20 protein-coding genes are annotated in these 26,182 nt (G+C 67.4%); 18 read left to right on the plus strand and 2 right to left on the minus strand.

Going from position 1 to position 26,182, the window contains the following annotated elements; translation table 11 throughout:
- The first annotated feature begins 151 nt into the window (after positions 1-151).
- The 9 genes from smc to pbpC all read left to right on the plus strand — a co-directional run bounded on the left by smc (position 152) and on the right by pbpC (position 19,532).
- On the plus strand, positions 152-3,655 hold the full coding sequence (smc, locus tag AB4059_RS00905) for a chromosome segregation protein SMC (protein WP_498977788.1): 3,504 nt from the start codon (positions 152-154) through the stop codon (positions 3,653-3,655).
- 31 nt (positions 3,656-3,686) lie between these two features.
- Entirely contained in the window at positions 3,687-4,412 is a 726-nt protein-coding gene (gene zipA, locus AB4059_RS00910; protein ID WP_498975743.1) for a cell division protein ZipA, read from the plus strand.
- Positions 4,412-6,499 (plus strand): NAD-dependent DNA ligase LigA, encoded by a 2,088-nt coding sequence (ligA, locus tag AB4059_RS00915; RefSeq protein ID WP_498975745.1) that lies wholly within the window; start codon positions 4,412-4,414, stop codon positions 6,497-6,499. The genes zipA and ligA overlap by 1 nt, the downstream gene beginning before the upstream one ends.
- 10 nt (positions 6,500-6,509) lie before the next feature.
- Positions 6,510-7,460 carry an EF-P lysine aminoacylase EpmA gene (gene epmA / locus AB4059_RS00920; protein WP_498975747.1) on the plus strand — a complete coding sequence of 317 codons (951 nt, stop codon included), beginning with the start codon at positions 6,510-6,512 and terminating at the stop codon, positions 7,458-7,460.
- Between the two features lie 80 nt (positions 7,461-7,540).
- Positions 7,541-8,251 (plus strand): DUF3011 domain-containing protein, encoded by a 711-nt coding sequence (locus tag AB4059_RS00925; RefSeq protein WP_498975749.1) that lies wholly within the window; start codon positions 7,541-7,543, stop codon positions 8,249-8,251.
- A gap of 17 nt (positions 8,252-8,268) precedes the next feature.
- Positions 8,269-9,327, plus strand: a complete 1,059-nt coding sequence (gene mtnA, locus AB4059_RS00930; RefSeq protein ID WP_498975751.1) for an S-methyl-5-thioribose-1-phosphate isomerase — start codon at positions 8,269-8,271, stop codon at positions 9,325-9,327.
- Between the two features lie 103 nt (positions 9,328-9,430).
- The gene (gene gyrA / locus AB4059_RS00935; protein WP_498975753.1) at positions 9,431-12,064 is read left to right on the plus strand and encodes a DNA gyrase subunit A; all 2,634 of its coding nucleotides are present in this window, start codon (positions 9,431-9,433) and stop codon (positions 12,062-12,064) included.
- Positions 12,065-12,186: 122 nt separating this feature from the next.
- Positions 12,187-17,175 carry an alpha-2-macroglobulin family protein gene (locus tag AB4059_RS00940; protein WP_498975755.1) on the plus strand — a complete coding sequence of 1,663 codons (4,989 nt, stop codon included), beginning with the start codon at positions 12,187-12,189 and terminating at the stop codon, positions 17,173-17,175.
- Positions 17,172-19,532 carry a penicillin-binding protein 1C gene (pbpC, locus tag AB4059_RS00945; protein WP_498975757.1) on the plus strand — a complete coding sequence of 787 codons (2,361 nt, stop codon included), beginning with the start codon at positions 17,172-17,174 and terminating at the stop codon, positions 19,530-19,532. The genes AB4059_RS00940 and pbpC overlap by 4 nt, the downstream gene beginning before the upstream one ends.
- A 5-nt stretch (positions 19,533-19,537) precedes the next feature.
- Here the strand turns inward: pbpC and AB4059_RS00950 are convergent, their stop codons facing one another.
- Complete coding sequence (locus AB4059_RS00950) at positions 19,538-20,020, minus strand: peroxiredoxin (RefSeq protein WP_498964629.1); 483 nt, start codon at positions 20,018-20,020, stop codon at positions 19,538-19,540.
- A gap of 81 nt (positions 20,021-20,101) precedes the next feature.
- Between AB4059_RS00950 and AB4059_RS00955 the strand changes: the two genes are divergently transcribed.
- The 9 genes from AB4059_RS00955 to AB4059_RS00995 all read left to right on the plus strand — a co-directional run bounded on the left by AB4059_RS00955 (position 20,102) and on the right by AB4059_RS00995 (position 25,827).
- Positions 20,102-20,995: a DnaJ C-terminal domain-containing protein gene (locus AB4059_RS00955; RefSeq protein ID WP_498975759.1), complete on the plus strand. Its 894-nt coding sequence runs from the start codon at positions 20,102-20,104 to the stop codon at positions 20,993-20,995.
- A 159-nt stretch (positions 20,996-21,154) separates the two neighbouring features.
- A complete protein-coding gene (locus AB4059_RS00960) occupies positions 21,155-21,775 on the plus strand; it encodes a CDP-alcohol phosphatidyltransferase family protein (protein ID WP_498975761.1) in 621 nt (206 codons plus the stop codon).
- Positions 21,776-21,838: 63 nt separating this feature from the next.
- A complete protein-coding gene (gene phaE / locus AB4059_RS00965) occupies positions 21,839-22,924 on the plus strand; it encodes a class III poly(R)-hydroxyalkanoic acid synthase subunit PhaE (RefSeq protein WP_498975763.1) in 1,086 nt (361 codons plus the stop codon).
- Complete coding sequence (locus AB4059_RS00970; protein ID WP_498975765.1) at positions 22,921-23,997, plus strand: class III poly(R)-hydroxyalkanoic acid synthase subunit PhaC; 1,077 nt, start codon at positions 22,921-22,923, stop codon at positions 23,995-23,997. Before phaE ends, AB4059_RS00970 begins: the two co-directional genes overlap by 4 nt.
- A 7-nt stretch (positions 23,998-24,004) precedes the next feature.
- Positions 24,005-24,445 (plus strand): hypothetical protein, encoded by a 441-nt coding sequence (locus AB4059_RS00975; protein ID WP_498977790.1) that lies wholly within the window; start codon positions 24,005-24,007, stop codon positions 24,443-24,445.
- 248 nt (positions 24,446-24,693) lie between these two features.
- Positions 24,694-24,897 carry a hypothetical protein gene (locus tag AB4059_RS00980; protein ID WP_498975767.1) on the plus strand — a complete coding sequence of 68 codons (204 nt, stop codon included), beginning with the start codon at positions 24,694-24,696 and terminating at the stop codon, positions 24,895-24,897.
- A gap of 36 nt (positions 24,898-24,933) precedes the next feature.
- Positions 24,934-25,368 (plus strand): bleomycin resistance protein, encoded by a 435-nt coding sequence (locus tag AB4059_RS00985; RefSeq protein ID WP_498975769.1) that lies wholly within the window; start codon positions 24,934-24,936, stop codon positions 25,366-25,368.
- Positions 25,369-25,439: 71 nt separating this feature from the next.
- Complete coding sequence (locus tag AB4059_RS00990; protein ID WP_498964644.1) at positions 25,440-25,607, plus strand: hypothetical protein; 168 nt, start codon at positions 25,440-25,442, stop codon at positions 25,605-25,607.
- A gap of 37 nt (positions 25,608-25,644) precedes the next feature.
- A complete protein-coding gene (locus AB4059_RS00995) occupies positions 25,645-25,827 on the plus strand; it encodes a hypothetical protein (RefSeq protein WP_498975771.1) in 183 nt (60 codons plus the stop codon).
- A gap of 6 nt (positions 25,828-25,833) precedes the next feature.
- Here AB4059_RS00995 and AB4059_RS01000 read toward each other — a convergent pair whose 3' ends face one another.
- A complete protein-coding gene (locus tag AB4059_RS01000; RefSeq protein WP_498975773.1) occupies positions 25,834-26,154 on the minus strand; it encodes a hypothetical protein in 321 nt (106 codons plus the stop codon).
- Positions 26,155-26,182 lie beyond the last annotated feature (28 nt).

Raw genomic sequence — 26,182 nt, forward strand, 5'->3', positions numbered from 1 at the left:
AAGGCCTCGCTATACTCGCGCGTAATCACGATGACGCCGTCGTGCGCCGCCTGCCGGATCAATGGCTTAGGTGACGTTTCGAAGCGAATCTCTCACATACGGCGGCACGGGCCTGCAAGGCTGCGTGCTGCAGGGGCCGAACGACCGCCGCATGCGCCTGTCCACGATCAAGCTCTCCGGTTTCAAATCCTTCGTCGATCCGACCACGCTGCACCTGCCGACCAACATGACCGGCGTGGTGGGGCCGAACGGCTGCGGCAAGTCCAACATCATCGACGCCGTGCGTTGGGTCATGGGCGAAAGCTCGGCCAGCCGTTTGCGCGGCGATTCGCTCACCGACGTCATCTTCTCCGGCAGCACCGCGCGCAAGCCGGTCTCGCAGGCGACGGTAGAGCTGATCTTCGACAACAGCGACCACACGATCACCGGCGAATACGCCGCGTTCAACGAGATCTCGGTCAAGCGCACGGTGAGCCGCGACGGGCAGAGCACCTACGCGCTCAACGGCACCAAGTGCCGCCGCCGCGACATCACCGATCTGTTCCTCGGCACGGGCCTGGGCCCGCGCAGCTACTCGATCATCGAGCAGGGGATGATCAGCCAGATCATCGAGGCGCGCCCGGAAGAACTGCGCGTGTACCTGGAAGAGGCCGCGGGCATCTCCAAGTACAAGGAGCGCCGCAAGGAAACCGAAACCCGCATCCGCCATACGCGCGAAAACCTCGACCGCCTCAACGACCTGCGCGAAGAAGTCGGCAAGCAGCTCGAACACCTGCGCCGCCAGGCGCGCCAGGCCGAGCAGTACCAGTCGATCCAGGCCGAGCGCCGCATCAAGGACGCCGAGTGGAAGGCGCTGGAATATCGCGGCCTGGACGCGCGCGTGCAGGCGCTGAAGGAAAAGCTCGGCAACGAAGAAACCCGCCTGCAGCAGCTCATCGCCGAGCAGCGCGCGGCCGAAAGCAAGATCGAAACCGATCGCGTGCGCCGCGAAGAAGCGAGCAATGCGCTGAACAAGGCGCAGGCCAACGTCTACCAGGTCGGCGGCACGCTGGCGCGCATCGAACAGCAGATCGCGCACCAGCGCGAAATGGCGCAGCGCCTGCAACGCGCGCGCGATGAAGCGCAGAGCCAGCTCAGCGAACTGGGCTCGCACATCAGCGGCGACCAAGCGCGGCTGGACAGCCTGCGCGAGGCGATCGCGCAGGCCGAACCCGAACTCGAACGCCTGCGCGCCGACGACGCCGCGCGCCAGGACGCCCTTCGCGATGCCGAAACCGCGCTCGCCGACTGGCAACAACGCTGGGACGCGCACACCAAGGCGCAATCCGAAGCCGCGCGCGCGGGCGATGTCGAACGCACGCGCATCGAGCACCTGGATCGCCAGACGCTCGACGCCGACCGCCGTCGCGAGCAGCTCAACGCCGAACGCGCCAGCCTCGATCTGTCGTCCCTGTCCGAAGTCTTCGCCGGTACGCAGCAGCAACACGACACGCAGAAGGCATCGCTCGAAGGCCTCACCGCGCAGGTCGAAGAACGCAAGGCGGCCGTCACCGCCATGCAGGACCAGCAGCGCAGCGCGCAGAGCGAAATCGCGGACGTGCGCAAGAACGCGCAGGCCTCGCGCGGTCGCCTCTCGTCGCTCGAAGCCCTGCAACACGCCGCACTCGGCCAGGAACAGGGCGCCGCGACCGCGTGGCTCAAGGCGCGTGGCCTGGACAGCGCCGCGCGCGTCGGCGAAAAACTCCAGGTCGAATCGGGCTGGGAAAACGCCGTCGAAGGCGCGCTCGGCCAGTTGATCGAAGGCGTGTTGGTCGAAGCGCCCGAAGCCCTCGTCGAAGCGCTCGGTGATCTCGGCGAAGGCCGCCTGACGCTCGTTGACCCGGCGGGCGCCGATTTCCCGGTCGCCCCGACCTCGCTTGCCGCGAAGGTGAAGGGCCCGGCCGCGATCCGTCGCCTGCTCTCCAAACTGCACGGCGCCGAAACGCTGGCCGAAGCGCGCGCCCTCGTGCCGCAGCTGGGCGATGGCGAATCGGTGATCACGCGCGCGGGCGAACGCCTCGGCGCCGGCTGGGTGCGCGTGGTGCGCTCCGGTGCGGCCAAGCAGGGCGCGCTGCTGCGCGAGAAGGAAATCCAGTCGCTGCGCGCGGAGATCGAAGATCTCCAGAAGCGCGAAGCGGTCCTCAACGAAACGCTGACGCGCCTGCGCGACCAGGCCCTGTCCGCCGAACAGCAGCGCGAAGACGCGCAGCGGGCGCTGTACCTGGCGCATCGCGGCGTGTCGGAACTCGCCGGCCAGTTGCAGAGCCAGCAGGGCAAGCTGGATTCGGCGCGCAACCGCATCGAACGCATCGACACCGAGCTGTCGCAGTTGATCGCCACGCTCGACGCCAACCGCGACCAGGCCCGCGAAGCGCGTTCGAGGCAGGAAGACGCCGTCGGCCGCATGGCCGAACTCGAACAGACGCGCCAGGCGCTCGACGCCGAACGCCGCCGCTTCGCCGAAGCCCGCGACAACGCCCGCGTTTCCGCGCGCGAATCGCGCGACACCGCGCACGCGCTCGCGCTGACGGTGGAATCGCAGCGCGCGCAGATCGTCGCGCTCGCGCAGTCGCTCGAACGCATGGGCAGCCAGCGCGGGCAGCTCGACTCGCGCCTGGGCGAACTCGCCTCGCAGCTCACCGACGGCGATGCCCCGGTGACCGCGCTGGAAAGCGAACGCCAGAACGCGCTGGAAGAACGCGTGCGCGCCGAAAAGGCGCTGGGCGAAGCGCGCTCGACGCTCGAAGGCATCGACGCCGAACTGCGCGGCAACGAACAGACGCGCCACCAGCGCGACGAACAGGCCATCGCCCAGCGCGAAAAGATCGGCCAGCGCAAGCTCGACCAGCAGGCGCTCGTCATCAAGGCCGATCAGTTGTCGGCCGCGGTCGTCGAAGCCGGCTTCGTGTTGCAGGAAGTGATCGACACCCTGGCGCCGGATGCCGACGTCAATGCGTGGGAAAAGACGGTCACCGATTTCGACGCCAAGCTGCGCCGCCTGGAGCCGGTGAACCTGGCCGCGATCCAGGAACACGCCGAAGCCGCGCAGCGCAAGGAATACCTCGATGCGCAGGACACCGACCTGACCACCGCGCTGGAAACGCTGGAAGAAGCGATCCGCAAGATCGACCGCGAAACCCGCGGCCGTTTCAAGGACACCTTCGACCGCGTGAACTCGGGCGTGCAGGAGCTGTATCCGCGCCTGTTCGGCGGCGGCCATGCGTACCTGGAACTCACGGGCGAAGATCTGCTCGACACCGGCGTTGCGATCATGGCGCGCCCGCCGGGCAAGCGCGTGTCGAACATCTCGCTGCTGTCGGGCGGTGAAAAGGCGATGACCGCGGTCGCATTGGTGTTCGCGATCTTCCGCCTCAATCCCGCGCCGTTCTGCCTGCTCGACGAGGTGGACGCGCCGCTCGACGAAGCCAACGTCGGCCGTTTCACGGCGATGGTCAGCGAGATGAGCGAAGCGGTACAGTTCCTGTTCGTCACGCACAACAAGGCGACGATGGAAGCCGCGCAGCAGTTGTCCGGCGTCACGATGCGCGAGCCGGGCGTCAGCCGCCTGGTGTCCGTCGACCTCGCCGAGGCCGCGCGCCTGGCCGGCGCCGCCTGACCTCACGCAGTCTCATCACAGGGAGCACGCGATGGATTCGACGGTACTGCGCATAGGCATCGCGATCGCAGGCGTGCTGTTGATCGCCGCGATCTACATCTTCGGCCGCCCGCGCAAGCCGGGGCAGGGGCGTCGTGTCGGTGGCGGGTTCGCCGACGCCGCCAATCGTGGCGATGCCGACCGCATCGAACCCACGCTGGGCGAACAGATTTCCGACGAGTTCGCCACCGGCGAGCAGTCGCAGTCCGAACTCGAGCTGGGCGCCCGCAACGAGAACAGCGACCTGGGCAAGCGCGGCGACGCCTCGTTCGAAAAGATCGTCACGCTGTATGTCGCCGCACGCGAAGGCGCGAAACTGCGCGGCAGCGACATCGTCGTCGCGGCCGAAAAGGCGGGCCTGACCTATGGCCACATGCAGATCTTCCACCGCCTGGTCGAAGGCCACCCCGAGCGCGGCCCGGTGTTCTCCGTCGCCAACATCATGAAGCCCGGCAGTTTCGAGATGGCCACGATCCAGGAACTCGAAACTCCCGCGATCGCCTTCTTCCTCACGCTGCCCGCGCCGATGACCGCGCTGGATGCGTGGGAAAAGATGTTGCCGACCGCGCAGCGCATGGCCGAGTTGCTCGATGGCGTGGTGCTCGACGAATCGCGCAATGCCCTGGGCCGCCAGCGCATCGCGCATATCCGCGATGAACTGCGCGGCTACGACCGCCAACACGAAGCGCCGCCGCTGACGAAGCCGGCGCGCTGGTAATGGGGAAGGCCGCTGCGACCGCGGCGCGCGTCGTCGAACTGCGCCGCCTGCTAGACGACGCCAATTACCGCTACTACGTCCTAGACGATCCCAGGCTCGCCGACGCCGAGTACGACACCTTCCTGCGCGAGCTCGAAGCGCTAGAACGCGAACACCCCGAACTCGCCGACCCCAATTCGCCGACCATGCGCGTGGGCACCGCGCCCTCGGGCAAGTTCGCCGAGGTCAGGCACGCGGTGCCGATGCTATCGCTGGCCAACGCGTTCGAAGACGCCGAGGTCGCCGAGTTCGTCGCGCGCATCGCGAAGGAAACCGGCGACGCGACGCCCGATTTCTCGGTCGAGCCCAAACTCGACGGCCTGGCGATCAGCCTGCGCTACGAAGACGGCGTGTTCGTGCGCGGCGCGACGCGCGGCGATGGCGCGACAGGCGAAGACGTCACCGCCAACTTGCGCACCGTGCGCAGCGTGCCCCTGCGCTTGCGCGGCAAGGCACCGAAGGTGCTGGAAGTGCGCGGCGAGGTGTACATGCCGAAAGCCGCGTTCGAAAAGTACAACGCGTGGGCGCGGGAACACGGCGAGAAGACGCTCGCCAATCCACGCAACGGCGCGGCCGGTTCGCTGCGCCAGCTCGATCCGCGCATGACGGCGCAACGCCCGCTCGCGTTCTATGCGTATGCGCTGGGCGAAGTGGAAGGCGCCACGCTCCCCGCGACGCATTCGCGCACCCTGCAATGGCTGCGCGAACTCGGCCTGCCGGTGAGCGCGGAAGTCGACGTCGCCACCGGCGCCGACGGGCTGCTCGCGTATTACCGGCGCATCGGCGACAAGCGCAACGCGCTGCCATACGACATCGACGGCGTGGTCTACAAGCTCGACCGCTACGACCAGCAGCGCGCGATGGGCTTCGTTTCGCGCGCGCCGCGCTGGGCCATCGCGCACAAGTATCCGGCGCAGGAAATGCCGACCGTCGTCGAGTCGATCGAGGTCAACGTCGGCCGGACCGGCGCAGTCACGCCGTGGGTGCTGATGACCCCGGTGCAGGTCGGCGGCGTGACGGTCACGCGCGCCACGTTGCACAACGCCGACCAGATCGCACGGTTGGACGTGCGCGTCGGCGACACGGTGATCGTGCGTCGCGCGGGCGACGTGATTCCCGAAGTCGTGCGCGTGGTCGAGGAAAAACGCCCGGTCGATGCGAAGGGCAAGCCGAAATTCCCCGCGTATCAGTTGCCCACGCAGTGTCCGGTGTGCGGCTCGGCGATCGAACGCGAAGAAAACGAAGTCGTCGCGCGCTGCACCGGCGGGCTGTTCTGCCCGGCGCAACGCGTGCAGGCGCTGTTCCACTTCGCCTCCCGCCGCGCGATGGACATCGACGGTCTGGGCGAACGCTTCATCACCGCGCTGGTCGAGTTCGACATGGTGCGCAGCGTGGCCGACCTGTACAAGCTGACGGTCGAAGATTTCGTCGCGATGAAGCAACGCGCGGACGAACTCGCCGATGCGGTGCCCGAGACCGTGAAGTCGGGCAAGGTCGCGACCAAGTGGGCCGAGAATCTGGTGGCCGCGATCGATGCCAGCCGCACGACGACACTCGAACGCGTGCTCTACGCCCTCGGCGTGCGCGATGTCGGCGAAAGCACGGCGCGCACGCTGGCACGGCATTTCGGTGCGCTCGATCCGATCCTCGCGGCCGACGAAGAAACCCTGCGCCAGGTCCCCGACATCGGCCCCGTGGTCGCCGCGCGGATCGCGCACTTCTTCGCCGAATCGCACAACCGCGAGGTCATCGCTGCCTTGCGCGCCAACGGCGTGCACTGGCCGGAAGGCGCGCCGCAACGCGCGGCCGACGGCCCGCTCGCGGGGCAGACGGTGGTGCTGACCGGCGGTCTGTCTTCGATGTCGCGCGACGAAGCCGGCGCAAAGCTCGAAGCCCTGGGCGCGAAGGTGTCCGGCAGCGTCTCGAAGAAGACCAGTTTCGTCGTCGCAGGCGAGGCGGCCGGCAGCAAGCTGGCCAAGGCGCAGGAGCTCGGCGTCGAGGTGTGGGACGAAGGGCGGCTGCTCGCCTACCTCGCGCAGCAGGCTTGAGCCCCTCGCGATGACCCACGACGCGCTCCGCCTCCGAGCCCGCTTGTACGCCACCTTGCGCGCGTTCTTCGCGGAGCGCGGCGTGCTCGAAGTCGAGACGCCGGTGCTCTCGCGCGCGGGCAACACCGACCCGAACATCGCCTCGTTCTCGCTGGAATTCTCGGGGCGCACCGACGGCGACCCGCGCACGCGCTGGTTGCGCACGTCCCCGGAATTCCCGCTCAAGCGCTTGCTGGCCGACGGGATCGGCGATTGCTACGAGCTCGGGCGCGTGTTTCGCGATGGCGAAGCCGGCGGGCGCCACAATCCCGAATTCACGATGCTCGAGTGGTATCGCGTCGGGCGCGATCATCGTTGGCTGGCGAACGAAACGGTCGAAGTGATCCGCGCGGCGCTCGCTCTGGTCGGTCGCGAAGTGCGCGTGGTCGACATCGCGTATCGCGATCTGTTCCGCGATCGCCTGGACATCGATCCCTTCACCGAGGACGCGGCGCATTTGCGCAACGCACTGGGCGATGTCGTCATCGATCCCGAAGGCCTGGTGCACGACGACTGGCTCGATTTGCTGATAACGCATCGGCTGCAGCCGGCCTTCGATGCCGACACCATCCACATCGTGCGCGACTACCCGGCGTCGCAATGCGCGCTGGCGAAGATCCGCCCCGGCGATCCGCCGGTCGCCGAACGCTTCGAAGTGTTCCTCGGTCCCCTGGAACTCGCCAACGGGTATCACGAGCTGCTGGATGCGGGCGAACAACGGGCGCGTTTCGAACGCGACCAGGCCGTGCGCAGGGCGCGCGGACAGGCCGCGCCGCCCATCGATGAAGCGCTGCTGGCCGCGCTGGAGCGCGGTTTGCCGCCCTGTGCGGGCGTGGCGTTGGGCGTGGACCGCTTGATGATGGCCCTGTTGGGGACCGACCGGATCGCACACGTGCTGGCTTTCGATTTCGCGCGGGCGTGACGCGCCTGAGTTCAACGTGCGTCTTGACCCCGCATTCAGCGATCCGGGACAGTGCGCGAAGGAAATCGAGGACTTCGTCGATGCCAACCAGCGCCTCCCGTGTTCTGCTCGCCGGCCTGATGGTCGTCGCGCCTGCGTGGGCGCAACAATTCCGCACCGCCGAACCGTATCCGGGCAACCGGCCCGACATCGTGCGTTGCGAATCGGCGAAGGGCCGATCCACGTCCTGCCAGGCCGATGTCCGCGGTGGCGCGCGCCTGGTGCGGCAGTTGTCGCGCAGTCCGTGCGTCGAGGGCGAAACCTGGGGCGTGCGCGAGGGCGAGATCTGGGTGCGGGCCGGATGCCGCGCCGACTTCGGCCTCGGCGATACGAAGGCGGTCGCGCCGGGCCCGCAATTCCTCAAGTGCGAAGCGTCCAACACCGTGTCGCGCCGGCATTGCCCGGCCCTGACGATCGGCGGCGTGCAGTTGATCCGGCAGTTGTCGAAGTCGCAATGCATCCAGCACAGCACCTGGGGCTACGACCGCAACAGCGTGTGGGTGTCGCAGGGCTGTCGCGCGGAGTTCCAGATCGGCGAGGGGCATGCGGCGGCGGAAAAGCTCGGCCCGCAACAGGTGCGTTGCGAGTCCGACCGCGGGCGCGAGCGTCGTTGCGAAGTCGGTGTTTGGCAGGGCGCGCGCCTGACCCGACAGTTGTCGAAGTCGCCGTGCGTGCAGAACCACAGCTGGGGTTGGGACCAGCGCGGCGTGTGGGTCAGCCGCGGCTGCAGGGCCGAATTCACCGTCTGGTAGTGCCTTAAACTACCGGGATGGACGATTTCGACTACGCCCGCTACGACCGCATCCGCCCCATCCGCTGGACCGGCGAGGCGCTGGAACTGCTCGACCAACGCAAGCTTCCCTTCGACACCGAATACCTGACCTGCCGCACCAGCGACGACGTCGCCGCCGCGATCCACGCACTTGCCGTGCGCGGCGCGCCGGCGATCGGCATCGCGGCCGCCTGGGGCGTCGTGCTGGCCGAACGGGCCGTCGAAGCGACCGATGCGCGCGACGCCGCCGCCAAGCTCGAACCGGCATTGCAACGCCTCAACGCCGCACGCCCGACCGCGGTGAATCTCGCCTGGGCCCTGGCCCGCATGCGCGCCGCGCTCGCGCGCGCCGACCACGATTGGCGTGGCGCGCTCGAACGCGAGGCGCAGGCCATCGATACCGAAGACCTCGCCGCCAACCGTCGCATGGGCGCGCTCGGCGCTTCGCTCATCGAACCAGGCAGCGGCGTGCTCACGCATTGCAACACCGGTTCGCTCGCGACCGCCGGTTTCGGCACCGCGCTCGGCGTGATCCGCGCCGGCGTCGCGCAGGGCCGCATCGACCAGGTCTTCGCCGGCGAAACGCGCCCGTGGTTGCAGGGCGCGCGCCTGACCGTGTGGGAATTGCAGCAGGACGGGATCGACGCCACGCTCATCGCCGATTCGGCCGCCTCGCACCTGATGAAGACCGGCAAGGTGCAGTGGGTGGTGGTCGGCGCCGACCGCATCTGCGCCAACGGCGATACCGCCAACAAGATCGGCACCTACCAGCTCGCCATCGCCGCCCGCCACCACGGCGTCGGATTCATGGTGGTGGCGCCGTCCTCGACCGTCGACATGGCCACGCCCAGCGGCGAGATGATCGAAATCGAGGAGCGCGACGCGGCCGAATTGCACGTCGTCGGCGGCAGCCGCACCGTGGCCGAGGGCATCGGCGCGTGGAATCCGGTCTTCGATGTCACGCCCCACGATCTGATCGATGCCATCGTCACGGAGCGGGGGGTGATCCGCCATCCCGACGCGGCTTCGATGCGCGATGCCTTCGGGGTGCCGTGAAGCGCCCCTAAGTTCCTGTTTTTACCCAAGAATCGGCCCCTCGACGGGGCCGTTTCCGTGCTAGAATTCCCGTCTTGCGCACTCCTTAGAAAAAGCCCACCGAATGGCAGAACTCGCCAAGGAAATCATCCCGGTCAACCTCGAAGACGAGATGCGCCGCAGCTACCTCGATTACGCGATGAGCGTGATCGTGGGGCGCGCGCTCCCCGACGTCCGGGATGGCCTCAAGCCGGTGCATCGCCGCGTGCTGTTCGCGATGAACGAGCTCGGCGCCCACAGCAACAAGCCGTACTACAAGTCGGCGCGCATCGTCGGTGACGTCATCGGTAAGTACCACCCGCATGGCGACACCGCGGTGTACGACACGCTGGTGCGCATGGCGCAGCCCTTCTCGCTGCGTTACATGCTCGTCGACGGGCAGGGCAACTTCGGTTCGATCGACGGCGACTCCCCGGCGGCCATGCGATACACCGAGGCGCGCATGTCGCGCCTGGCGCATGAGTTGATGGCGGACATCGACAAGGAAACCGTCGACTTCCAGCCCAACTACGACGAAAAGGAACTCGAGCCCACCGTCATGCCGACGCGTGTGCCGAACCTGCTGGTCAACGGTTCGGCGGGCATCGCGGTCGGCATGGCGACGAACATCCCGCCGCACAACCTCAACGAAGTCATCGATGCGACGATCGCGCTGATCGACGATCCGCTGCTCGACGTCGAAGGCCTGATGCAGTACATCCCCGGCCCGGATTTCCCGACCGCGGGCATCATCAACGGCACCGCCGGCATCCAGCTCGCCTACCGCACCGGCCGCGGCCGCGTGCGCATGCGCGCGCGCGCCGAGATCGAAGTCAACGAAGACAACGGCCGCGAAGCGATCGCGGTGTCGGAAATCCCGTACCAGGTGAACAAGGCGCGGCTGATCGAGAAGATCGCCGAGCTGGTGAAGGAAAAACGCCTCGAAGGCATCAGCGAGCTGCGCGACGAGTCCGACAAGGACGGCATGCGCATCTACATCGAGGTCAAGCGCGGCGAGTCGGCCGAGGTCGTGCTGAACAACCTCTACGCGCAGACGCAGATGGAGTCGGTGTTCGCGATCAACATGGTCGCGCTGGTCGACGGGCGCCCGCAGCTGCTCAATCTCAAGCAGATGCTGGAAGCCTTCGTGCGCCACCGCCGCGAAGTCGTCACCCGCCGCACCATCTTCGAACTGCGCAAGGCCCGCCAACGCGCCCACGTGCTCGAAGGCCTCACCGTCGCGCTCGCCAACATCGACGAGATGATCGAGCTGATCAAGACCTCGGCCAACCCGAACGAAGCCCGCGAGCGCATGCTCGCGCGCCGTTGGCAGCCGGGCCTGGTGGGCGCGCTGCTGGCCGCGGCCGGCGCCGATGCCTCGCGTCCGGAAGACCTGCCGGCGGGCGTGGGCTTGTCCGACGAGGGCTACCAGCTCACCGAAGTCCAGGCGCAGCAGATCCTCGAGATGCGCCTGCACCGCCTGACCGGGCTGGAGCAGGAAAAGCTCACCGACGAATACAAGCAGTTGCTCGAGACGATCGCCGGCCTGATCCGCATCCTCGAAAACCCCGACGTGCTGCTCGACGTCATCCGCACCGAGCTGCGCAACCTCAAGGAAGAATTCGGCGACGCGCGTCGTTCGGAAATCCGCGCCAGCGAAGAAGACCTCGACATCCTCGACCTCATCGCGCCGGAAGACGTGGTGGTGACGTTGTCGCATTCGGGTTACGCCAAGCGCCAGCCGGCCAATTCGTATCGCGCGCAGCGCCGCGGCGGCCGTGGCCGCAACGCGGCGATGACCAAGGACGAGGACTTCATCGACCAGCTGTGGTTGGTGAACACGCACGACACGCTGCTCACCTTCACCAGCTCCGGCCGCGTGTTCTGGCTGCCGGTGTACCAGTTGCCCGACGCCGGCCCGCACGCGCGCGGCCGTCCGATCGTCAACTGGATCCCGCTGGAACCGGGCGAACAGGTCCAGGCCGTCCTCCCGGTGCGCGAGTACCGCGAGGATCGCTTCGTGTTCTTCGCCACCCGGCACGGCACGGTGAAGAAGACCCCGCTGACCGAGTTCGCCTTCCGCCTGCAGCGCGGCAAGATCGCGATCAACCTCGACGACGACGACGCGCTGATCGGCGTCGCGCTGACCTGCGGCGAGAGCGAAGTCATGCTGTTCGCGTCCAACGGCAAGGCCGTGCGCTTCGCCGAGGGCGAAGTGCGTTCGATGGGCCGCACCGCCACCGGCGTGCGCGGCATGCGCCTGGCCGAAGGCGAAGAGGTGCGCAGCCTGATCGTGATCGAAGGCGACGGCGACATCCTGACCGCCAGCGAACGCGGCTACGGCAAGCGCACCCCGGCGGCGGACTACCCGCGCAAGGGCCGCGGCACGCAGGGCGTCATCGCGCTGCAGACCACCGCCCGCAACGGCAAGCTGGTCGGCGCCATCCAGCTCAGCGACCACCACGAGGTGTTGCTGATCTCCGATGGCGGCACGCTGGTGCGCACGCGCGCGGCGGAGATCTCGCAGGTCGGCCGCAACACGCAGGGCGTGACGCTGATCCGCCTGGCGGCGGACGAGACCTTGCAGGCGGTCGAACGCGTGGACGCGTCGCTGGACGACGAGGCCGTGGTGTCGGAAGCTGAAGGCGCGACAACGGAGGGGGTCGACACGACTGCCGACGTGTCCGCCGGCGACGCCGAGGGCCGTATTCCGGAGTGATCGCGCGAGTGCGCAAACGCATTCGACGACGCCGCCTCCGGGCGGCGTCGTCGTATCCGGCGCATGATTCGTGAATCGCAAGGCGACAGCCTGTCGCCGCACAACACAACCAGGGGTCGATCATGCAGTCGTCTGCGCGTCCGAACGGAGTCGGGGGTGCGTTCCGGAAGGCGGTGGGGTGGGCGGCGGTCGCCGCTTTGGCGTTGGGGTTGGCGGCCGGGTGCAAACCGCGGCCGACCGGCGAATTGCCGGAAGTCAGCGGCGAGAAGATCGCCGCGAAGAAGGCGCAGGTCGCCGGCTTCGGCCTGGTCGCCGCGTATCCCGACCAGCAGGGAGACACGCTCGCGCTGGCATTGGAATTCAGCAAGCCGCTGGTGGGCACCCAGGATTTCGAAGACCTGCTGTCGGTGACCGACAAGGACGGCGCGCCCGTGAAGGGCGGTTGGGTCCTCGACGACAAGGGCGACGACGAAGGCCGCGTACTGCGCTTCCCGCACGTGGACGCCGGGCGCGATTACATCGTCTCGATTCCCGCCAAACTCACGGCCGCCGACGGCCGCACGCTGAAAGAAGACATTCGCCGCACGGTGCACACCGGTCCGCTCGATCCGGTGGTCGGGTTCGCTTCGCAGGGCAGCGTGCTGCCGGCGCGCGAGAGCCGCGGCCTGCCGGTGGTGTCGATCAACGTGCCGGAAGTCGACGTCGAATTCCTGCGCATCAAGGACAGCGAACTCCCGCGTTTCTTCGCGCAATTCCAGCGCGGCGGGCGCCGCGGGACCTGGGACCTGGAGCGCGACTATTCCTGGGACGACGATTCCGGCGACACGCACAGCCGCACGCCGCTGTCGAAGCTCGCCGAACCGGTCTACGTCAATCGCTTCACGCTCGGCGGGCGCACCAACGAACGCGTGCTGACCTACCTGCCGCTGCAGGACATCACCGAGCTGCAGAAGCCCGGCCTGTACTTCGCGGTGATGAAGCGCGCCGGCCAGTTCAGCGATCAGTTCGACACCGCGTTCTTCACCGTCAGCGACCTGGGCCTGCACACGCGCGCCTACAAGGATCGCTTGTTCGTGCACGCCGCGTCCCTGCAGACCGGCAGTGCGCAGGCGACCGTCGAACTCAAGATCCTGGACGCCGGCGGCGAGACCATCCTGAAGGGAAGTACCGACCGCAACGGCAACGCGCTGCTGCCCTACAAGCTGGATGCGAGCCACGTGCTCGTCGCCACGCACGGCACCGATGTGTCGATGCTGCCGTTCAACCAGCCTGCGCTGGATCTGTCGGAATTCGCGGTCTCCGGCCGGGAACAGGCGTGGTTCGATGTGTTCGCCTGGTCGGGGCGCGATCTGTATCGCCCCGGCGAAACGGTGCGCATCTCCGCCTTGTTGCGCGACCAGGACGGCCAGCCGATCGACACCAAGGGCAAAGCGCCGCAACCGATCTTCGTGCGCTACGTACAACCCGACGGCAAGGCGCTGCTCGAAACGCCGCTGCAACCCGACGCGCAAGGCTACGTCCGCCACGCGCAAGCGATCCCCGCCGATGCCGCGACCGGCCGCTGGCGCGTGGAATTCCGCACCGATCCGTCGAGCAAGGAAGCGGTGCAGGGCATGACGCTGCGCATCGAAGAATTCCTGCCCGAGCGCATGAAGCTCGACCTCGACGCGCCGGCGCGCCTCGCGTTCGGGCAACCGCTGCAATTGAAGGCCACCGGTGCGTATCTGTACGGCGCGCCCGCGTCGGGCAACCGCTTCACGGCCAAGCTTGCCGTCGCCGTCGAACAACATCCGATCGAAGCGCTGAAGGGCTGGTTCTTCGGCGACCCGACGCTGCCCTTGCCGAAGGAAGCCAAGGACATCGTCGACACCCAGTTCGGCGAGAACGGCACGCTCGTGCAGCCGATCGAACTGCCGAAGGAAGCCAGGCCCGTCACGCCGATCGCCGCCATCGTCACCGGCAGCGTGTTCGAAACCGGTGGGCGCAGCGTCAACCGTTCGATCACGCGCGTGGTGTGGCCGGCCGAAACGTTGGTCGGCGTGCGCCCATTGTTCGACGACAAGGAAGGGCCGGGCGCGAACGCCAACGCCGGTTTCGAATTGGCGCGTTACTCCGCCGACGGCACGATGCGTGCCGTGCAGGGCGCGCGCGTCACGTTGCTGCGCGAACAGCGCGACTACCACTGGGCCTGGGGCGACGAGAGCGGCTGGGATTACGACTACAGCAGCCGCTGGTCGGCGATCGAAACGCGCAACGTCGACCTGGGCACGAGCGCCGTGCGCATGGCCTTCCCGGTGGAGTGGGGCAACTATCGCGTCGAGGTCTACGACCCGACGACCAAACTCACCACGCGCTATCCCTTCACCGCCGGCTGGAGTTGGGACGACGAAAACCGCGGCCTCGATGCGCGGCCCGACAAGGTCAAGCTCGCGCTCGACAAGACGCATTACCGCGCCGGCGACACGATGAAAGTCACGGTGACGCCGCCGCACGAAGGCGAAGGCCTGCTGATGGTCGAGAGCGACCGCATGCTCTTCGTCCAGGGCATCACGGCGAAGGCGGGCAGCACGTTCGAAATTCCGGTGACGAAGGAGTTCGAGCGCCACGACGTTTATGTCACCGCGCTGGTGTTCCGCGGCGGCAGCGCGAAGAGCAAGATCACGCCGGCGCGCGCCGTCGGCGTGGCGCATGTGGAAATGGATCGCCGCGATCGCACCGTCGCCGTCGGCGTCGCCGTTCCGAAGGCGATGCGCCCGCAGCAGAAATTGCCCGTCGTCGTCAGCGCGCCGCAGCTTGCGGGTCAGATGGCCTTCGTGTCCGTGTCGGCGGTCGACGTCGGCATCCTCAACATCACGCGCTTCCCTGTGCCGAATGCGGCCGAGCATTTCTTCGCGCAGCGTCGCCTGGGCGTGGATGCGTACGACCTCTATGGGCGCGTGATCGAAAGCTTCGACGGCGAGACCGCGAAGATCCGCTTCGGCGGCGACATGGCACCGCCCCTGGCCCTGCCGCAGGCGCGCAGGCCCACCTCGCGCGTGCAGACGGTCGACCTGTTCAGTGGTCCGGTGCAATTGGATGCGAAGGGCATCGCGCGCGTGAAGCTCGACGTCCCCGACTTCAACGGCACGCTGCGCGTCTCCGCGCTGGTGTGGTCCGGCGGCAAGTACGGCAGTCGCGCGAACGAAACGCTCGTGCGCGCGCCGGTGCTGGCCGAAGCGAGCATGCCGCGCGTGCTCGCACCGGGCGACAAGAGCAACGTCACGCTGGACGTGCAGAACTTCTCGGGTCAACCGGGGACGTTCAAGGTGCAGGTCGACGGCATCGGTCCGCTGTCGGTCGCCAACGGCGCGCGCACGGTGAAGCTCGCGAAGGAAGAACGCACGACGCTCACCTTTCCGCTGCAGGCGAAGGAAGGCTTCTCCACCGCGCAGGTGCGCGTGCGCGTCGATGGCAACGGGCATTCGGTCGATCGCAAATACGATCTGCCGGTGCGCGCGGCGTGGCCGCAGGTGATGCGCACGCGCAGCGTGACCGTGCAGGGCGCTGGCCCGATCGCGCTGGATCCCGAACTGGCCGCGGGCCTGATGGCCGATTCGGTGCGCGGGCGCCTGGTCGTCAGCGCATTCCCGCCGATTCCCTTCGCCGCTGCGCTCGAAGACGTCCTGAAGTATCCCTACGGCTGCGCCGAACAGACGACGAGCAAGGGCTTCGCCACGCTCGTGCTCGACGATGCCACCGCGAGGTTGCTCGGCGTGCCGCCGCTCGGCGATCGCGTACGGCGCGATCGCATCGCCGGTGCGCTCGCGCGCCTGGCGGGCATGCAGGTCGCTTCGGGCCACTTCTCGTTGTGGGGCGGCGAAGACATGGTCGATCCCTCGCTCACGCCCTACATCGCCGAGTTTCTGCTCGACGCGCGTGAAGCCGGTTTCGCCGTGCCGGAGGCCATGCTGCAGAAAACGCTGAAGGCGCTCAACGAAGACCTGCTCTCCGGTGGGCCGCAGTTCTACAACTACGATCATCGCGCGCACCTGATGTTCGCGTATCGCGCGCACGCCGGTTACGCGCTGGCCCGCGTCAATCGCGCACCGCTCGGGACGCTGCGTGCGCTGTACGACGATGAACGCAGCAAGGCCGAAACCGGGTTGCCGCTGGTTCGCCTGGGTATCGCGCTGTCGCTGCAGGGCGATCGACGTCGTGGCGCGAAGGCGATCGCCGAGGGCTTCGCGTTCGACGATGCACAGCGCCCCGAATGGCTCGGCGACTACGGCACGCGCATCCGCGACGATGCGATGATGATCGCGCTGGTGCATGAACGCGGCCTGGCGAAGCCGGAGTACGACGCGCGCACGATCAAGCTCGGTCGCGAGCTCGACGCGCGCCGCAAGGAACGCTGGTTCTGGCTCAGCACGCAGGAACAGGTGTCGATCGCCCGCATGGGCAAGGCGCTGATGCGCGGCAAGGGCAAGGTGGTCGCGGGCCAGTGGATCGGCGCCAAGGAACGCAGCGATGTCGCGGACGTGCCGATGACCGGCCGCCTCGTCGATTCGGCCGCGCTCGACCTGCACTTCGTGCCCACCACGCCGCCGCCGTACTACGTGAGCATGGAAGTCGCCGGCATCCCGCGCGAAGCGCCGCCGGTCGACAAGTCCGCGATCGACATCGTGCGCACCTACTACACCACCGACGGCAAACCTTGGGAGGGCAACAAACTCGCCGAGGGCGACAGCCTGATCGTGTTGCTCACGGTGAAGACCTCGCAACCGATGCCTGATGCGCTGGTGACCGATCTGTTGCCCGCGGGCCTGGAAATCGAGAACTTCAACCTCGGCGATGCGAAGCAGTGGGCGGGCGTGGTGATCGACGGCATCGAAATCGCCAACCGCGACCGCGCGAGCGAGATTCGCCACGAAGAGTTCCGCGACGACCGCTACGCCGCCGCGCTCAAGCTCGATCGCTACGACACCGCGCGTTTGTTCTACCTCGTGCGCGCGGTGACGCCGGGCACGTACGCGGTGCCGCCGCCGCAGGCGGAGGACATGTATCGCCCCGAGTTGCGCGGCACGGGCGCGCGCACGCCCGCGACGATCACGGTGACCCAACCTGGCCAATGACCGTGCGCAGTCGAAGGCGGTGGTGGTGGCGGGGACTGTTGGCGGCGGAAGTGCTGCTGGTCCTCGCGTTGTTGGCGGATCTCGCGTTCCCCGTACCGCTGCCCGATGGGCGCGGTGCGGGGGCGGTCGTGCTCGCGCGCGACGGAACGCCGCTGCGCGCCTTCGCCGATCGCGATGGCGTGTGGCGCTATCCGGCCTCGGTGGATGGCGTGTCGCCCTTGTACGTGCAGGCCTTGATCGGCTACGAAGATCGCTGGTTCTACAAGCATCCCGGCATCAACCCCATCGCGCTGGCGCGCGCGGCGGGGCAGTGGGCGCGACATGGGCGCGTGGTCTCGGGCGGTTCGACCTTGACGATGCAGGTGGCGCGCATCCTCGATCCGCCCAAGCCCGGACGTCGCAGCGTGTTCGACAAGGCGCGGCAGATGGCGCGCGCGCTGCAACTGGAAGTGCATCTGTCGAAGCGTCAGATCCTTGCGCTGTATCTGGATCGCGCGCCGTTCGGCGGCACGATCGAAGGCGTCGAAGCGGCGAGCTGGGCCTATCTCGGCAAGCCGGCCTCGCGTTTGTCGCATGCCGAAGCGGCCTTGCTCGTCGTGTTGCCGCAATCGCCCAGTCGTTTGCGGCCGGATCGCGAACCCGAACGCGCGCGCGTCGCACGCGACAAGGTGCTGGCGCGCATGGCGAGCGAAGGCGTGTGGTCGGCCGACGACGTGCGCGAGGCGCGCATCGAACCGGTGGTCGCACGCGCGCTCGAGCCGCCGCGCCATGCACAACTGCTCGCACAACGCCTGCGCGATGAAACGCCGGACACCGCGCGCATCCGTTCGACGATCGACACCGACCTGCAGCGCATGCTCGAAGATCGCGTTGCCGCGTACTTCTCCGATCTGCCGCCGCGCACGTCCGCCGCCTTGCTGGTCGTCGACAACGCGACGCTGGAAGCGCGGGCTTATGTCGGTTCGGTCGAGTTCGGCGACCCGCAACGCCTGGGCCACGTCGACATGGTGAAGGCCTGGCGCTCGCCGGGTTCGACGCTCAAGCCGTTTCTCTACGGCCTGGCATTCGACGATGGCTTGATCCACTCGGAGAGTCTGCTGGTCGATGCGCCGCAATCCTTCGGCGATTATCGGCCCGGCAATTTCGACATGGCCTTCAACGGGCCGGTCGCGGCGTCCGAAGCCTTGCGCCTGTCCTTGAACGTGCCCGCGGTGGACCTGCTCGATCGCGTCGGGCCGGCGCGATTCGCCGCACGCCTGGAAAATGCAGGCATCGCGCTGAAGTGGCCGGAGGGTGGCGCGCCGAATCTCGCGATGATCCTCGGTGGTACCGGTGCGCGCCTGGAGGATCTCGTCGGTGCGTATGCGGCGCTCAATCGCGATGGCATCGCCGGTCGCGTGCGCTATCGCCCCGATGCGCCGCGTGTGGATCGGCGATTGTTGTCGCCGGGTGCGGCGTGGATCGTGCGCGAGATCCTCGAAGCACATCCGCGGCCGGGCAGCGTCGCCGACACCTTCGATCCGCGTTCGCGCATGCGCGTGGCGTGGAAAACCGGAACCAGCTACGGCTATCGCGACGCATGGGCGCTTGGCAGCACGCGGCGTTACACCGTTGGTGTGTGGGTGGGGCGCCCCGATGGCACGCCTTTGCCGGGGCAATACGGCGCGATGACGGCGTTGCCCCTGTTGTTTGAAACCATCGACGGCTTGCCGACCGCCGCGGTCGACAGCGCGCCGCGTCCGCCGCCGGCCGGCGTGGAAGCCATCGAGGTGTGCTGGCCGCTCGGCCTGCCGCCGGATCCCGCGGCGCCCGAGCTGTGCCGCAAGAAGCGCGAGGCGTGGACACTCGACGGCAACGTGCCGCCGACCTTCGCCGAACGCGATGCGCGTTTGTGGAACGCCGGCGTCGAGCGCTTCGACGTGGATGCACGCACGGGGCAACGCCTCACCGCCGAATGCAGCGGCGCGCACGATCGCAAACCCGCGCAACTCGCGCGCTGGCCCGCGCTCGCATCCCCGTGGCTCTCCACCGAAACGCGCGCGGCGGCGACCTTGCCTCCGCGTGCCGCCGATTGCGAACCCGACAACCGCGACGCTACGCAATCGCTGCGCATCGACGGCCTCGTCGACCGCGCGACGCTCGCGCGCCCTTCGAACAGCACCGCGCCGCTACGACTCTCCGTGCGCGCGCTCGGCAGCGAAGCGCGCATCCGTTGGCTCATCGATGGCCGCATGGTCGGTGAATCGCGCGGCGCGGCGCCCTTCGATTTCGCCTTCGCCGACGCCGGCGCGCACACGCTCACCGCGCTGGCCGAAACCGGTGCGTGGGCGGCGATCGGATTCCGCGTGATGGAGTAGGGCGCTCAGCCCAACTGTTCGAGCACGTAGTCGGCCGCCGAGACGCGGAACTCGCCCGGGGCTTCGACGTGCAACTGCTTGACCACGCCATCCTCGGCGTACAGGGCGAAGCGCTTGGAGCGCGTGCCCATGCCATAAGCGGTCGCGTCCATCTCCAGGCCGAGCGCGCGCGCGAAGTCGCCGTTGCCGTCGGCCAGCATTTCGAATCCTTGCGGCACCTGGTGCGCTTCGCCCCAGGCCTTCATGACGAAGGGATCGTTGACCGACATGCACAACACTTCGATGCCGCGCGCGCGGAAGTCGGCATAACGCTCCACGAAGCCGGGCAGGTGGCGCTCCGAACACGTCGGCGTGAACGCACCGGGCACCGAGAACAACAGGACCTTCTTGCCGTCGAACAGCGTGCGCGTGTCGACCGTCTCCACGCCCCCGTCGCGGATGCGCTTGAGGTTGACTTCGGGAATGCGGTCGCCGGACTGGATCGACATTGGGGGACTCCTCGATGGGGGGCAGGCCGCCGAGTTTAGGCGATGATCCGGCCTCCACGGTGTTGCGGTAGGCTTTCGCGCATGGAATTCAAGGACTACTACCAGATCCTCGGCGTCGAGCCCGGCGCCGGCGACTCGGAGATCAAGACGGCCTATCGCCGGCTCGCGCGCAAGTACCACCCGGACGTGAGCAAGGAAGCGGGGGCCGAAGACAAGTTCAAGTCGATCAACGAGGCGTACGAAGCCCTGCGCGATCCGCAGAAGCGCGCCGCCTACGATCAGTTGCGCACGCGCGGTTACCGGCCCGGCGACGATGTGCAACCGCCGCCCGGTGGTTTCCATGGCGGGCAGGGCGATTTCGATTTCGACGAGATCTTCGCCGGCGGCGGCGCGGGCGGCGGATTCTCCGATTTCTTCGAATCGTTGTTCGGCCGGCAGCGCGGTGGCCCTGGCGGCGGCGCGGGCCCGCGTCCGCAGGCGCGTGGCGATACGCGCGCGAAACTCGCCGTGCCGTTGGAGTCGGTGTACAGCGGCGGCAACGTGCGCATCGGCGTCAACGGGCGCACGCTCGACATCAAGGTGCCCAAGGGCATCAAGCCGGGGCAATCGATCCGCCTGGGCAGGCAGGGCAACAACGGCGGCGATCTGTATCTGGAGATCGAGTACGCCGCGCATCCGCAGTTCGAAGTCGACGGGCGCAACATCCTGCATGTGTTGCCGCTGGCGCCATGGGAAGCGGCCCTAGGTGCGACGGTGAGCGTGCCGACGCTCGGCGGTCCGGTGGAACTCAAGATTCCCGCGGATTCCGAATCGGGTCGGAAGCTGCGTTTGCGCGGGCGTGGGTTGCCGGGTCAACCGCCGGGCGATGAAATCGTCGAGTTGGAAATCCTCGCGCCGCGCGCGCATTCCAACGAGCAGCGCGAAGCGTATGAGCGGATGCGCGATGCGTTCGGTGACGATTGGCGGCGAGAGTAAGCGCGTCGCTTCGGATGGACGCCTCGGCACGTGACGTGTTGTGGTTCCCCTGCCGCTCCTGGAACACCACGTCACGTGCCGAGGCGTCCTTCCGAAGAGGGAGGTTGCGACGTTCACACCCCCTTTGGCACCCTGCGCCTTCGCATTAGGAGTCCAGCGATGTCGCGACCCCGCCATTTCTCGATGTTGCGCGACTTCCACCTGGCGGATTGGTTCACGCTGGCCAACGCCTTCTGCGGGACCGGCGCGGTCTTCGCGGCCATGCGCTTCCTGCAGGAAGGCATCGTGCGCGACCTGCTGGTCGGCATGGCGCTGATCCCGCTGGCCTTCATCTTCGATGCCCTGGATGGCCGCGTGGCGCGGTGGCGCAAGTCGGCGTCCACCCTGGGCCGCGAACTCGATTCACTGGCCGACGTCATCTCTTTCGGCGTCGCACCCGCCGCGCTGGGCTATGCCTGCGGCCTGCAGGGCGGGTGGGACTGGGTGGTGCTCTCGTATTTCGTGGGCTGCGGCGTCAGCCGCCTGGCGCGTTACAACGTGACGGCCGAGGCCCTGTCGGGCGAAGACGACAAGGTGAAGTTCTTCGAGGGCACGCCGATTCCCACGAGCCTGCTGATCGTGGTGCTGCTGGCGGTAGCGGCCGTCCAGGACCGCATCGGGACGAATCTGTGGTTCGGGGTGGTCCATCTCGGCCCGTGGCAGCTCCATCCGCTGGTGCTGGTCTTCGCGCTGTCGGGCTCGCTGATGATCAGCAAGACCCTCAGGATCCCCAAATTCTGAGGAATGCGGCACTGCAACAATTCGGGCGATATGATGCCGCCTTGATTCGCGTGGGAGGCACGGATGGACGCAGGGCAGGATTTCGAGAAGATGGCGCGGCAGTACTGGAGCGCCTGGGGCGACATGCTCCGCGGGGCGGTCCCGGCGGCCCAGCCCGCCACCCCGGACCCGATGAAGCAATGGCACGACGCCGTGGACTGGTGGACCCAGCTCGCGCACGGCCAGCGCTCGGAGGTCAACGCGGCGGTCGACCGTTTCAACGGCCAGGCGCGTAGCTGGTATGGCTCGATGCAGCAGGTGGCGGCGCAGTTCGCCGGCCAGGACGCCTCGGCGCGCGACATCACCAATGCGTGGAAGCAGGCGCTCGGCGCGGTCGGCGAAAACCCGTTCCCGGAATTGTTCCGCTCCATGCGCGGCCAGGGCCAGCAGGGCCTGGACCAGTGGATCGAAGATGCCTCGCCCTTCCTGGATGCCTGGCGTCGCGAAACCAGCTCGTGGCTCGGCATGCCGGCCTTCGGCTTCGCGCGCGAGCACCAGGAGCGTTGGCAGAAGCTCGTGCAGGCGCAACTGGACCTGCAGCAGGAAAACAGCGCCTACAACGCATTGATGGTGAAGTCGGGTCAGCGTGCGTACGAAGTGTTCGAAAAGAAGCTCGCCGCGCGCGCCAGCGACGGCCAGCAGCTGAAATCCGCGCGCGCCATGTTCGATCTGTGGATCGACTCGGCCGAAGAGGCGTATGCCGAAATCGCGCTGTCGGATGAATTCCGCAAGGTGTACGGGCGCCTGGTCGATGCGCAGATGCGCGTGCGCGGTGGCGTGCAACGCGAAGTGGAAAACGCGACCGGCCAGCTCGGCATGCCCACGCGCACCGAGATCGACGCCGCGCATCGCAAGATCACGCAGCTGGAACGCGAAGTGCGCAAGTTGCGCGATGCGATGCAGGCGATGGCGTCGGTGAAACCGCAGGCAGCGCCGCAGCCCGCGTCGCCGCAGCCCACTTCGCCGCAGGCCGCACCTGCCGCCGCACGCAGTGGCGAGGCTTCGCTGAAAGTGCAGGGCGACAAGATCCTCGGCGACAACAAGCCGAAGAACAGCCCCAACAAGAACGCCAACAAGAACGGCACCAAGGGCAAGGGGAAGCGCGCATGAGCCTCGGAAACCAGGGTCCGCTGGACATCAGCCCCGAAGCGCTCGCCGACGAAGCGCTGCGGATGCAGCAGAAACTCGGCGCGGGCTTGAACACGCTGCGCGAAGTCGACGACGTGCAGTACGGCGCGACGAAGAAGGAAGCGGTGTGGTCCGACGGCAAGGTGGTGCTGTATCGCTATCGCGGCGAGCAGGCGCCGACGGCGAAGGTCCCGCTGCTGATCAGCTACGCGCTGGTCAACCGCCCCTACATGGTCGACCTGCAATCGGATCGCTCGATCGTGCGCGGCCTGCTCGCGCGCGGCGAAGACGTGTACATCATCGACTGGGGCTATCCGGATCGCTCGGATCGCTATCTCACGCTCGAGGATTACGTCGAACGTTTCCTCGGCGGCGCGGTGGAATATCTGCGTCGCGAACATGGCCTGGCTGCGATCAACCTGCTCGGCATCTGCCAGGGCGGCGCGTTCTCGCTGTGCTACGCCTCGCTGCATCCGGAAAAGATCCGCAACCTCATCACGATGGTGACGCCGGTGGATTTCCACACCGACGACAACATGCTGTCGAGCTGGACGCGCGCGATGGACGTCGACCTGTTCGTCGACACGCTCGGCAACGTGCCGGCCGACCTGATGAACTGGTGCTACCTCACGCTGAAGCCGGCGCGCCTGTTCGTGCAGAAGTACGTCGGGCTGGTCGACATCCTCGACGACAAGAAGGCGATCGAGGATTTCCTGCGCATGGAAAAGTGGATCTTCGATTCGCCGGACCAGGCGGGCGAGGCGTTCCGCCAGTTCGTGAAGCAGTTCTACCAGGCCAATGGCTTCATCAACGGCGGCATCACCATCGGCGATCGCGAAGTGCACCTGGGCATGGTGGAAATGCCGGTGCTGAACATCTTCGCCGAGCAGGATCACCTGGTGCCGCCGGGCGCGTCGAAGGCTTTGCGCAACGTGGTCGGTACGAAGGACTACACCGAGCTCTCCTTCAAGGGCGGCCACATCGGCATCTACGTGTCGGGCCGCGCGCAGAAGGAAGTGCCGCAGACCATCCACGATTGGCTGCTCGCCCGCTGAGGCGATGATGCGCGCGCTTCCGCTTGCGGTCGCGCGCGCCATCGGCATGGCGTGGACCGTGCCGAATACCTTGATCGGATTGATCGCAGGCGCCGCGGGCATGGCCTTCGGCGCGCATGCGCACGTCCGCGTGCGCGAATGCGCGATCGTGTTCCATCGCTTCCCGTGGGGGCCGGGCGGGGCGATCACGCTCGGGAACACCATCCTCCATACGGGGGATTCGCTGGATGCTCAATGCGTGACGTATGCGCATCGCGCGGGGCATGCGCAGGAAGCGTCGATCACTTACGCCGATCATGAGCGCGCGCATGTCTTCCAATACATGGCGCTCGGCCCCTTCTTCCTTCCGCTGTACCTGGCGTGCGGTGGCGTCAGCGTGCGCAATCGCTTCGAACGCGCGGCCGATCGTTACGCATTGACCGGCCGCGACTGGTGGCCGTGGCCGTGAAGCGGCCGTTGTGTTTGACAGTACGTTGACGGTGCATCCGATACCTTCGCAACCGTCGAGGACGTCCAAGAATCCGCCAACCCAGGAACGAAAGGTTCGAGGGAATGGCACTCGAAGACGACCACGACGAGCGGAAGGCTCGATCCCCTCCAGACCCTTGAAAAAGGTCCGTGAGATCGGGCCTTCTTTTTTTTGCCTTGAGGATGCTGCCTGATGAACCCCGACACTTCGGTCGAGATCGATTCCTGATGGTCGTGCTGTTCCTCGGTGGTCCGCTCAATGGCGAACGCACCGACTGGTCCGATCCCCCGAACTACTACGCCTGCTGCATCGTGGGCGGCATGGTGCCTTACTCGCCGCATGGCGAGATCCACGTTCCCGGCGTCGACACCGTCTACGCGCCGATCGGCATGGGCGGCAACGCCATCAGCGACAGTCTCAGCCACCTGTAGCGACCCGATGCGGGGGCCGGCGCATACTCCGCCCCCATGGCCAACTTCCTCCAGATCACCCCGTTCATGCACGTGGCGGACGTGGAGGCCACGACGCGGTTCTTCGCGGACATCCTTGGCTTCAGGACGCTCTATCGCCAGCCCGGCTACGCCTACATCGAGCGCGAGGGCTGCGGCATCCGGATCATGGAGGCGGGAGAGGGCAATCCGCTGATCGCCGGGAACCGGCGTTTTCGTTATTACGTCGATGTCCGCGACGTCGACGGGCTCTACGCCGAGCTCAAGCCCAGGCTCGACACCCTGCCGAAGGAAGATGTCCACGGGCCGGCCGACAAGCCCTATGGCCAGCGGGAGTTGCTCGTGAAGGTGCCCGATGGGGACCTGATCGCCTTCGGGCAGGGCATCTTCACACCCGAGGGTGCCCAGGTGACCCCCGGTGGACAGGACGCGCCCCACGTTTCAAAAATGTGACTTTGTGCTCACTTTCACATTCGGGGCTGGCGCGATGCTTGCGCCTCGATCAGGGGAAAGGGGGACGCGCCATGGATGACCGCACGCTGCAATTCGTACTGTTCCTGGGCGTCGCCGCCGGGCTGTACACGCTGGTGACCGTTGGCATCGAGATCGCCCGCCGCTTCGTCCTGCAGTCGCGCGCCTCGCATGCGGCCACGGTGGCCATGGTGACGGACGTGGTTTCCCGCAACGATTGATGCCCCTGCGACGCTCGCGCCGCCTTCGGTGCGCGTGATGGGCGCACTGCTCGAAATCCTGGCCGAAGCCTTCTTCGAACTCGTGATCGTCGGAATCGGCCACGGGATCGGCTGGCTGGTGCCCACGCGCAGCAAATTCACCGATGGGCAGGCGGCCTTGGCCGGCGTGCTGTTCTGGGCAGCCGTGTTGCTCGGCGGGCTGTGGTGGCGCCTGGGCTGAGCGACTTCAGCGGTTGATCAGGGCGAAGGCCAAAAACACCAGGACCGGCCCGGCCAGCGAAAGGAAAGCCAGTCCGATGAGGCCTTGCGTCCGCTTGGTGGGTTCGTCCGCACCCGCCTTCGCCAGGCGGACGAGGCCGACGATCGCAACGGCCTGCATGATCAAGGTCGCCGGGTAGGCGAAGATCGCGATCGCGAACAGCGTGCTGCCCCCTTCGGTTTCCGGATGCGCCGCGAACAACACGCGCGCGGCGAATGCCGTGAGCGCCGCCATCAACAGGGCGGAGGTTCCGAGCAGATATTGCGGCCATCGGGGCGAGAGAGGCATCGGGCGATTGTATGCGGTGGGCGGGTGC

The sequence above is a fragment of the Lysobacter sp. 2RAF19 genome, assembly GCF_052115395.1.
Taxonomy (GTDB): Bacteria; Pseudomonadota; Gammaproteobacteria; order Xanthomonadales; family Xanthomonadaceae; genus Noviluteimonas.

Bases quoted from the DNA above. Each gene is read 5' to 3' on its own strand.
- epmA (WP_498975747.1), top strand. From the start codon at position 6,510: ATGACCCACGACGCGCTCCGCCTCCGAGCCCGCTTGTACGCCACCTTG.
- AB4059_RS00990 (WP_498964644.1), top strand. From the start codon at position 25,440: ATGGATGACCGCACGCTGCAATTCGTACTGTTCCTGGGCGTCGCCGCC.
- smc (WP_498977788.1), top strand. From the start codon at position 152: ATGCGCCTGTCCACGATCAAGCTCTCCGGTTTCAAATCCTTCGTCGAT.
- AB4059_RS00950 (WP_498964629.1), bottom strand. From the start codon at position 20,020: ATGTCGATCCAGTCCGGCGACCGCATTCCCGAAGTCAACCTCAAGCGC.
- AB4059_RS00980 (WP_498975767.1), top strand. From the start codon at position 24,694: ATGGTCGTGCTGTTCCTCGGTGGTCCGCTCAATGGCGAACGCACCGAC.
- pbpC (WP_498975757.1), top strand. From the start codon at position 17,172: ATGACCGTGCGCAGTCGAAGGCGGTGGTGGTGGCGGGGACTGTTGGCG.
- AB4059_RS00985 (WP_498975769.1), top strand. From the start codon at position 24,934: ATGGCCAACTTCCTCCAGATCACCCCGTTCATGCACGTGGCGGACGTG.
- phaE (WP_498975763.1), top strand. From the start codon at position 21,839: ATGGACGCAGGGCAGGATTTCGAGAAGATGGCGCGGCAGTACTGGAGC.
- AB4059_RS00995 (WP_498975771.1), top strand. From the start codon at position 25,645: ATGGGCGCACTGCTCGAAATCCTGGCCGAAGCCTTCTTCGAACTCGTG.
- gyrA (WP_498975753.1), top strand. From the start codon at position 9,431: ATGGCAGAACTCGCCAAGGAAATCATCCCGGTCAACCTCGAAGACGAG.
- AB4059_RS00925 (WP_498975749.1), top strand. From the start codon at position 7,541: ATGCCAACCAGCGCCTCCCGTGTTCTGCTCGCCGGCCTGATGGTCGTC.
- ligA (WP_498975745.1), top strand. From the start codon at position 4,412: ATGGGGAAGGCCGCTGCGACCGCGGCGCGCGTCGTCGAACTGCGCCGC.
- AB4059_RS00975 (WP_498977790.1), top strand. From the start codon at position 24,005: ATGCGCGCGCTTCCGCTTGCGGTCGCGCGCGCCATCGGCATGGCGTGG.
- AB4059_RS01000 (WP_498975773.1), bottom strand. From the start codon at position 26,154: ATGCCTCTCTCGCCCCGATGGCCGCAATATCTGCTCGGAACCTCCGCC.
- zipA (WP_498975743.1), top strand. From the start codon at position 3,687: ATGGATTCGACGGTACTGCGCATAGGCATCGCGATCGCAGGCGTGCTG.
- AB4059_RS00960 (WP_498975761.1), top strand. From the start codon at position 21,155: ATGTCGCGACCCCGCCATTTCTCGATGTTGCGCGACTTCCACCTGGCG.
- AB4059_RS00940 (WP_498975755.1), top strand. From the start codon at position 12,187: ATGCAGTCGTCTGCGCGTCCGAACGGAGTCGGGGGTGCGTTCCGGAAG.
- mtnA (WP_498975751.1), top strand. From the start codon at position 8,269: ATGGACGATTTCGACTACGCCCGCTACGACCGCATCCGCCCCATCCGC.
- AB4059_RS00970 (WP_498975765.1), top strand. From the start codon at position 22,921: ATGAGCCTCGGAAACCAGGGTCCGCTGGACATCAGCCCCGAAGCGCTC.
- AB4059_RS00955 (WP_498975759.1), top strand. From the start codon at position 20,102: ATGGAATTCAAGGACTACTACCAGATCCTCGGCGTCGAGCCCGGCGCC.